The 8,691-nt window shown below is 39.8% G+C and carries 8 protein-coding genes and 2 pseudogenes; 5 read left to right on the forward strand and 5 right to left on the reverse strand.

Translation table 11 applies throughout. From position 1 onward, the window contains the following. A pseudogene (locus Xinn_RS22250) lies at positions 1 to 192 on the forward strand (IS3 family transposase); the annotation flags it as partial. A 30-nt stretch (positions 193 to 222) separates the two neighbouring features. On the opposite strand, the gene Xinn_RS19105 reads toward Xinn_RS22250, so the two are convergent. The 4 genes from Xinn_RS19105 to Xinn_RS19120 all read right to left on the reverse strand — a co-directional run bounded on the left by Xinn_RS19105 (position 223) and on the right by Xinn_RS19120 (position 5,151). Continuing rightward, positions 223 to 486, reverse strand: coding sequence for a hypothetical protein (locus Xinn_RS19105; RefSeq protein ID WP_099137751.1), 264 nt, complete (start codon positions 484 to 486; stop codon positions 223 to 225). Positions 487 to 523: 37 nt separating this feature from the next. Beyond that, positions 524 to 1,717: an MFS transporter gene (locus tag Xinn_RS19110; protein ID WP_169923626.1), complete on the reverse strand. Its 1,194-nt coding sequence runs from the start codon at positions 1,715 to 1,717 to the stop codon at positions 524 to 526. A 68-nt stretch (positions 1,718 to 1,785) separates the two neighbouring features. Continuing rightward, positions 1,786 to 2,574, reverse strand: coding sequence for an SDR family NAD(P)-dependent oxidoreductase (locus Xinn_RS19115; RefSeq protein WP_086955294.1), 789 nt, complete (start codon positions 2,572 to 2,574; stop codon positions 1,786 to 1,788). Between the two features lie 891 nt (positions 2,575 to 3,465). Then, entirely contained in the window at positions 3,466 to 5,151 is a 1,686-nt protein-coding gene (locus Xinn_RS19120; protein WP_086955295.1) for a cholesterol oxidase substrate-binding domain-containing protein, read from the reverse strand. A gap of 447 nt (positions 5,152 to 5,598) precedes the next feature. Between Xinn_RS19120 and syd the strand changes: the two genes are divergently transcribed. From syd to Xinn_RS19140, 4 genes are all read left to right on the forward strand, one after another. Then, positions 5,599 to 6,150 (forward strand): SecY-interacting protein, encoded by a 552-nt coding sequence (gene syd / locus Xinn_RS19125; RefSeq protein WP_086955296.1) that lies wholly within the window; start codon positions 5,599 to 5,601, stop codon positions 6,148 to 6,150. Between the two features lie 565 nt (positions 6,151 to 6,715). Then, a complete protein-coding gene (locus Xinn_RS19130; protein WP_086955297.1) occupies positions 6,716 to 7,057 on the forward strand; it encodes a YqcC family protein in 342 nt (113 codons plus the stop codon). A 2-nt stretch (positions 7,058 to 7,059) separates the two neighbouring features. Continuing rightward, complete coding sequence (gene truC / locus Xinn_RS19135) at positions 7,060 to 7,833, forward strand: tRNA pseudouridine(65) synthase TruC (RefSeq protein WP_086955298.1); 774 nt, start codon at positions 7,060 to 7,062, stop codon at positions 7,831 to 7,833. A 71-nt stretch (positions 7,834 to 7,904) separates the two neighbouring features. Continuing rightward, complete coding sequence (locus Xinn_RS19140) at positions 7,905 to 8,351, forward strand: flavodoxin (RefSeq protein WP_086955299.1); 447 nt, start codon at positions 7,905 to 7,907, stop codon at positions 8,349 to 8,351. 122 nt (positions 8,352 to 8,473) lie between these two features. On the opposite strand, the pseudogene Xinn_RS19145 reads toward Xinn_RS19140, so the two are convergent. Then, positions 8,474 to 8,691: pseudogene (locus Xinn_RS19145) on the reverse strand (zinc ribbon domain-containing protein); the annotation flags it as partial.

Below are 8,691 nucleotides of genomic sequence, written 5' to 3' on the forward strand. Positions count from 1 at the left end.
CATAGTGGGATAAATTATGTGACACCGGGCCAACGGCACAGAGGCGAAGACAAAGTCATTTTAACACAGCGGGATGGCGTTTATCGCCAGGCTAAACTCACCTCTCCAGAACGCTGGTCGCGCAGCACCAGAAACTGGCAATGGGTAGAAACAGTGACGCTGAATCCTGAACGAGAACAACAGGCCGCTTAAATTCATTAATGGTGCCAACTATGTTGACAATTACCGAAGTGCTGACGGTGCTGACTCTAAGCGTGGAAACAAGTTAAAATATTCTGACTTCCCAGAAATTGAAATTAGCTTTAATACATCTTTTAAGTCCTGCTCTGACAATCCTTGTCCTGGTATAATGTTAATAACCTTATCACTTTCAATCTCAGGGTAGAGCTTTATAAATTGAATAAGTTGTTTCATTGTTAGAACATTTTTGACTGATGAAAAACTATTAAATTTATCTGTGACAAGTAGAAAAATATTATTGAACATTTAGACTATTCCTATAATCATATTGAATGAATTAGAATTAATTTTGCTTTTTGATTACTAAAGTAACAATTACCAAGCTTGCCAAAATACAGGATGTACATATTATTGATACCCCTTGCCATCCCCAATGTTTCCAAATGACTCCCAGCCAAATGCTTGCCAATCCACCGCTTCCTAAACAAGAAACTGTATAAAGTGACGCTAACATCCCTCGTCTATTTTGGGGACCGGAATTGTTTAGCATCAGCAGCAGTAATGGTTGACACGAAAATACTGAGATGAATAGCAGTAATATTCCTGCAATAACACTATATAAACTATCTGAAAGCCAAAGTATTACTACAGATAGAAGCACAAGGCTCAGTGCTAAAGTAATTACTTTTTTGGTGTTATAACGAGCTCCCAGCCAACCTGAAAGCGGAGCGCCTATAATTGCTATCAAACCGCTAAAACTTATCCAACCTATCTCTCTTGCTGATGCGTTAAAGGGTGCCCCGCTTAGCTGAAGCGTTAAGAATGTTAGAATTCCAAGATATCCAGAGAAAAGTAATATCCCTATACAAAGGTAAGGCAATACATTTTTACTCACTGTCAGTTTCAAAGCAGATCTATATGCATCTGTGATTGACTCTTTAATTGGAATAGGTTGATCATGCTCTCTATTACCAATTAGTAGCAAACAGCCACAGATAAAGACCATGCCAGCAGTACATTCAAGAACAGCCTGAAAACCAACTATACTCGTTGCAACTCCGGCGACACTTCTTCCGATAGTAATGCCAATAACAGATGATGAGATTGCAAGTCCAAACATCGCTCCCAGTGTGGAAGGTGAGCTTAATCGAGGCACTAATGCAAATGTCGCTGCTGGTATTATTGCGGCGAATAGTCCACTTGCTGATAAAAATGCAACAAATAGATTGAAGTTCTCTGTGTGGGCTGATAACAAAAGTGATGCTGTCAGGCCAAATGCACCAATTGCCGCTAAATTCGTTGCCTTCAACCTATCAGTTAATGGGCTGAGCAGGAAAAAAGAAGCTGCATAAAATAACATTGGGATATCAAAAGAATGGCGTGCCTCATCATGAGATACATTAAATAGGTTTCCGATTTCCTTAAAAACGGCTTGTGACATATATATTGAGCTTACTGCTGCCATCGTCGCAATAAAGCTTATATATAATAAGCTGTATTTCTTTATTTGGACGCGACTATCAACCTGAGAGGACATCATCCCACCTAAAGTTTTTATCCGCTCTTATTATAAGAGCGGAGGAGAGTTAATTTATCGCGTGAAGTTTATAAAGCTGAAAGTGCGCCACCATCCACAACTAATGATGTCCCAGATATATGAATTGACTGAGAAGAAGTGAAGAATGATACTGCATTAGCAATATCTTCTGGATTAGTCATTCTCTTATAAAGAGCTTTAGATTCGACATCATGAGTAATATCTTCAGCATCAATACCAAATTTATCGCCAACTTGGCGTGCAGTTGTTTCCCAAAGTGACGTTAATGTCGCCCCTGGATTAACCACATTAACTCGAATCCCCTTGGATAAAAAGTCGCTTGAGATTGCTTTAGCAAAACCAGATACTGCACAATTTACGGCGCTATTGATAGGGAATAATGGGTGAGGTTGCTTGGTAAGAGCCCCATTAATTAATACGACACTGCCTTTGCCATTTTCAAGCAGCTCTTCCATGGAGCGAATGAGTCTAACTGCACCCATAAGTTTTACATCAAAAGTGTTTAGCCACTCATCATCAGTAGTATCGCTGAGTTTTGCAACAGGGCCATCTCCGGCTGCATAAACTAAAGCGTTCAAGTGATTATACTGTTTCTTCAGGGCCTTTACGAAGTTCGTTACAGCTCCATTATCACGGACATCGAAGTAATAACTCGTTACCTCGCAGCTGAAGGTCGTTTTTAATGTATCCGCTATATTATTTAATTTGTTTTTATTGCGGCCCAAGAGCACCAGATCAAAGCCATCACTGGCAAGTTTTCTAGCAATTTCGGCACCCATTCCACCTGTAGCACCAGAAACAACCGCAATCTTCCTATCCTTACTCATGCAATTCATATAAATATCCTTTGAAATTTTATTCAAAAACGAGAACGACTAATTATTTTGGATATTATTTAGAAATATTCTTATCATGAAAATAACAAATTAATGTGATACAAAAAAAGTATCATAATATTATCTGGAACTGTGAGTAATCTTATTATTTAATTATTATAGTATAGTGGTAGCAGTAAGGGTTTGAATTTTGAATTTATCTATAATTGTCAACATATAGCGGAATCACAATATTATGACACAATGTCTGTGACTTAATAACAAAGCAGAATTGAGATGGATTCCAGTTTGGATTTCTGAAGAAGAGTACTGGTATACAAAGACAAATATTCGTTGAATATATAGTAAAAAATTGATTAATGAAATTTTTATATCCGAATCCTGTTTCTGTGGAGTCACAAAATAAAACCCTGTATGATGCCGTGATAAACCGTCCACTACAAGCATTAATAATACATCGCTTATGTTGATTAGAGGGTAAGTTAGATATTAATTCGGGCATTGTTTCCTTTAATGAACCTGAAAGAATAATGTTTTCTAATGCATTCATGTCTGGATGTTTATAATTAAAATGCTTTAATATTATGCTAGCAATGTCTCGATCATATGTTATGGCGTCAATCTGAATGTTTCGTGATTTATATTTATTTGTTTTGGTTATATAGTCATAAAGGTTTTCTCTGTCACTTGAACTTTTCATATCTATCTCCTAATGGAAATTAAACCTATATTAATTTAAGTGTCTTTTGGCCTTTGACCAGAAAGGGAATGTGATTGTATGGATAAAATAACAACTACTCCCTTCATTATTGAAGCGTTGTTCAAGTTGTGATAGGAAACACAACTTGAACAATGAAAAGATTATTTATAGATATTAAGGTTATTTTTTAGTTAATAAATTAATTTTTCTAATAATGGTGATCTGAACAATCCATGTGGATCAAATCTCTTTAATGTATTAATTGCTGAGTGCCAATTATTATCAGTTGGTAGCCCATCAGTAAATGACGCCGGAATTTTTCTGGTCAATATATCCTCGTTATCCCATGCTGCTTGTTTACTGTATCCCCAGCCTTTACTCCATTCAACCCGAATAGAGGCATAAGTATCATCAAACTCCTTAAACATCCATGCTTCAAGCTTGTTATAAAATTCAGCGGAGTATTGGGTGCCCGGATGCGTTAAAACATCGAGCCAAATAGCGACATCCCACTCAGGCCGATCCTGACGTGGGCGAATCGCAGATAAGCTGGGGATGACCGCATTTTCCTGAACCACGTCAGAAGGTTCATCCAGTGCTGAAACGCGGATCTCAATTGGCCCGTTGACAGGGTATTTATCGTCGTTTTGGTATTCCTCCATTAAAGATTGCCATTGGGCATAAAACAGATGAAGAACCTTTTGAATATTATTGCGGCTGGTTAATATTGCATAACCATTTGCAGTAACACGTAATGTTGTTGGCTTAACATATAACAATACATTTTTGCTCCAACCCCAGATATCATCTCCGGTACCTAAAAAGTAACCCCGCATAAATATGTATTGGAGTTGGGAGAATAGTGGAGTAAGGTCAGGATTATCATGAGTTATCTGTTTAATGAGATTAGATATCTGAACAGGAATATTATCAGAAAACGGATAATTATACGGGTGAGTAACTTCAAAGCTCGAACTCGGTTTTTGCGGTGACACACTCCATATTTTCAACCAAGGGTTTGCTGTGAATGGAAATAAAATAGCTTCGGCCCGTCCGTTTTTATCCAGAAATTGACTGAAGGTTCTTTGATTTTTTTTGTTTTGTGGAAGTGAAAATAGCTCTGTTGCTGGAATATCAGTAATACTTTGACACCGGAGGCGCTGGTTGTTACCGGCCTGAAGCTCGGCATTTAAAATCAGCGAGCATCCTAAATTCACAAGAAGAGGGGCACAATCCGGATCATTCCGTTTAAAGTTCCTGAGAACATATTGTTCACTTTTCTCATCCCACACGACAGCAGACAGAGATAACACAGAATTACTGATTGAGCCGTAGTTATGGCCGGGTTGTGGTTTTTCGTTAAGTGCTTTAACACTTGTTCCATGTCCGCCTATAGCCAGCACGCCTCCAAGAGTTAAATCACCGGGTGCCGGAGTTGCAGTAAAACCAACTCCCTGTTCTTCCATTTTTGTCATCAGTGTTTCCATTAATACACCAGCCTGAGCAGTGACAATTGCATACTGAGTAAGATGTTTAATACTGACTTGAGTAAAGTGTTGGGTAAGATCCATCAGTATGACCTGATGATTATTCTGAGCTTGCGCTGAAATGGTCAACGGTGACCAGTTATGTGACTCTCCCACAATTCTCAGTTTATAATTTTTTTTCCATGCCCAATTAACAACTAAAATAACTTCTTTGTCTGATTTTGGGATGCAGCATGGAATATTTTCCGCATAAATCTCTTCTGACCAATTGATAAATTCTCTGTATGTCAATTTTACGTTTTTAGGGAAATCGGTTAATGTTGATTTTATTTTTTTATTATTGTTTTCTTTGTTTGATTTACTCGGGTTTTTATTTTTTGTGTTTATCATGTTATGACCTTGTAGGGTATAAATAAAATCACTGCTATGAATTCATATATGAAATTATGGATAGCGGGTAATGTTATTTTTTATATTAATGTCGTTTTTTATTTATGATTTATTGGAATGACTTTATTCTTCACTTAGCAGTAAATTTAGGCCAAGTGCACGTAATAATATTACCTGAAGAGAAATGCTTCTCTTTACTGTTATAAATAGTGTAGCGTCTGACACCATTATTTTATGACAGTTATAACATGATTTTTATAATCAATAGATTTCATGATACATCGTGACAGTAAAGGAACATAGATAATTACGGGATCAGGGAGAGGCTGAGCATAGCTAACAAAGAGGTAACTTGAAAGATGAAGAGTAGAGTTGTTATTTTCCTGAAAAACGTATAGGAATACACAAAACGATAGTATCAGACGGAAAAATGGAAGAAACAAATATATGACCTTCAATGTGACAGCAGCACTTACTGATTTTACCCGGCGCTATGTTGACTTGTGGCAGCAAGAAACAGGGCTGCCACCAGCCAGTAGTGAATTATATGGTATACCATCTCCCTGCATCGAACGGACGGGAGATGAAGTAGTGCACTGGCTTCCGAAGCCTTTTACGCCATCGGATAAACTCAGCAAGGTAGAGGATGCACTGGATATCCGTTTGCAGAATTCTGTTCATGACTATTATGTCACCCAGTTTGCCGGTGACATGTCGGCCAATTTTGAGGGGCTGAATTTCAGTCTGATTCAGGTATGGAGTGAGGAAGATTTTATCCGGCTACAGGAAAATCTGATAGGTCATCTGGTGACACAAAAGCGCCTGAAACTCTCACCCACAATATTTATTGGTACGACTGATTCTGACATGGGGCAGATTTCTGTATGTAATCTGACGGGTCAGGTCATGCTTGAGCAATTTGGCAGTAAGGAACGAACCGTTCTGTCTGCTGATTTAGCGGCTTTCCTTTCTGCTGCCAGCCCGGCGGCATCGTTGTAGATGCAGATATCTGTTTGGTTTTTTGTAAGACATATCTCACACGCGATGTGAGATATGTCTCTTAATCATCGGATCAATATCTCAGATAAATATTATTTTTATTTTATATCAATAATATGCAAATTATTATCACGGTATTTTTTTGGTAAAATGCATTTTCTGCTGATTCAGGTAGCTTGTTTCAAACCGCAGAATAGCCGATTATTTTGTCATTCCGCTAGGAAGCACAGTAAAAAAATCATTAAGGAAATATGCCATCAGGAAGGTGGCTCAGGGATGACTTTGTTCAGGCCGGATTGCCAGATACTATCAATTATAATGATCTTTTAAAGGAATAGCAGACAGGGACGTACTTTATCAGGGAATGAGCAGGAAGCGACTAATTTAGCCGGATTGCTATGATAATCAAATAAGAGGGGAGACCTTGTCTCCCCTCTTATTTTGTTTTGTGCCATTTTATTCTGCCACACATTTTTCGCTGAGATCGAACAGTGATACTCTTACTATTTAATGACACGATAGCAGTTCCTGCTATCGGAATTGCAGTCAAGATAAGATAAGAATCATGAGTATCGAAAAACAAATCCTCCACAAATTGCAGCTCATTGAAGCCACTATGAAAACGGTTGGCTTATGGCAGAGTTATCCACCTAAACCAGAAGCCTTCGAAAGCACAGAGCCTTTTTCCATTGATACTATGGCAGCGGAAGAGTGGCTCCAATGGGTATTAATTCCCAGAATGAGTGCACTTATTGAAAAGAAAGCCTGCCTGCCAACCGCATTTGCTATCGCACCCTACTTTGAAGAAGTTTATAAGGAAGAGACAGAGCGCTATTTACCGTTACTTGAGCTCCTGCGTGAACTGGACAGTTTGTTCACACCGGATGATCTGACGGGAAATAATTGATAATGCTGGATATTATCTATCAGGATGAACATATCGTTGCAGTCAATAAGCCAGCGGGTTGGTTGGTTCATCGTAGTTGGCTGGCGCGTCATGAAACTGTTTTTGTCATGCAGACACTGCGGGATCAGATTGGTCAGCATGTTTTTCCCGTTCACCGGCTGGACAGACCAACATCTGGTGTTTTACTGATGGGGTTGTCCAGTGATGTGGCCAGAACACTTTCCCAGCAGTTCGAATACCAGCAGGTGCAAAAAACTTATCATGCGGTTGTGCGTGGTTATGTTGAAGGAGAGGAGATTATCGACTACGCATTAATGGAAGAGTTGGATAAGATTGCGGATAAATTTGCTGATACGGACAGAGAGGCGCAATCCGCGATTACTCATTATCGCGCATTGGCAAAAGTTGAGTGTCCGATTGAAATCGGGCGTTATCCGACATCACGTTTCAGTCTGTTAGAACTGAAACCCAAAACCGGCCGTAAGCACCAGCTGCGACGACATATGTCACATATCCGTCATCCCATTATTGGAGATACTACACACGGAGATTTGCGCCAGAATCGAGGAGTTGCTAAATATTATCAGACAGGCAGATTAATGCTGCATGCAAGTCATCTCCAACTCAGGCATCCGGTAACAAACCAAGAGCTGTTATTGACTGCCCGTTGGGATTCTTCATGGCAGCATTTGCTTGAACAATTTGGCTGGCAGGGGCTTGTGCCGGAGCTGGAATGCCCACATCCGGCTGCTTTCGAATTACAGCCAACGGAATAGCGGCCTGAAAAATAAACGTTCAACCACTTACGAACAAAAGCAGTATCAAACAGAAGAAAGGGATCATATCTATGGCAAAGATTGGTATTTTCGTTGGTACAGTTTATGGCAATGCGTTGGCAGTTGCCGAAGAAGCGCAGCAAGTTCTTGAACAGCAGGGGCATAAAGCTGAAGTATTTGAAGAGGCCACTCTGGAGCAATGGCAGGAATATTTGCAGCAGGTGGTACTGGTTGTGACATCCACAACCGGGCAGGGGGATTTGCCCGATAATATTCAGCCACTTTATGCAGAACTGTGTGATCAGCTCGGTTATCAGCCTGATTTACGTTATGGTCTTATTGCGCTCGGTGACAGCAGCTATGACACTTTTTGTGGAGGCGGTCATACTTTTGATGAGCTGTTACAGGAGCAGGGAGCTAAACGGATTGGAGAAATTTTGCTGATTGATGCTATCGAAGTGGTTGAGCCGGAAGTTTTTGCTCAGGGCTGGGTTGAGGAATGGGGAACTTTATTATAGCAATTCCTGATTAGAATAATTCCCGTTTATACCGCTTATACCCTTTATTTCTTAGCTGCAATAAAAGGGATAAGCGGTGTATGGCACAAGTGACTTCTCACCGCCCTATCGGACGATGCTTCTTATTTCGTTAGCCGTTGCTCGATAGTATCGAGACTTACGCAGCTTCCATAAGCAGAAACGACCGTCCAGCCGCCTTTAATTCCAGAATGCCTTTATCACGGATATTGAGAGCCGCGTTTAAGTCGCGGTCTATATCCATAGTGCCACAAGATGGACAATCCCACTGACGAACCGACAAAGGCATATCTTCCGTTTTATGACCGCAACAATGACAAGT

Source organism: Xenorhabdus innexi (assembly GCF_002632485.1).
Taxonomy (GTDB): domain Bacteria; phylum Pseudomonadota; class Gammaproteobacteria; order Enterobacterales; family Enterobacteriaceae; genus Xenorhabdus; species Xenorhabdus innexi.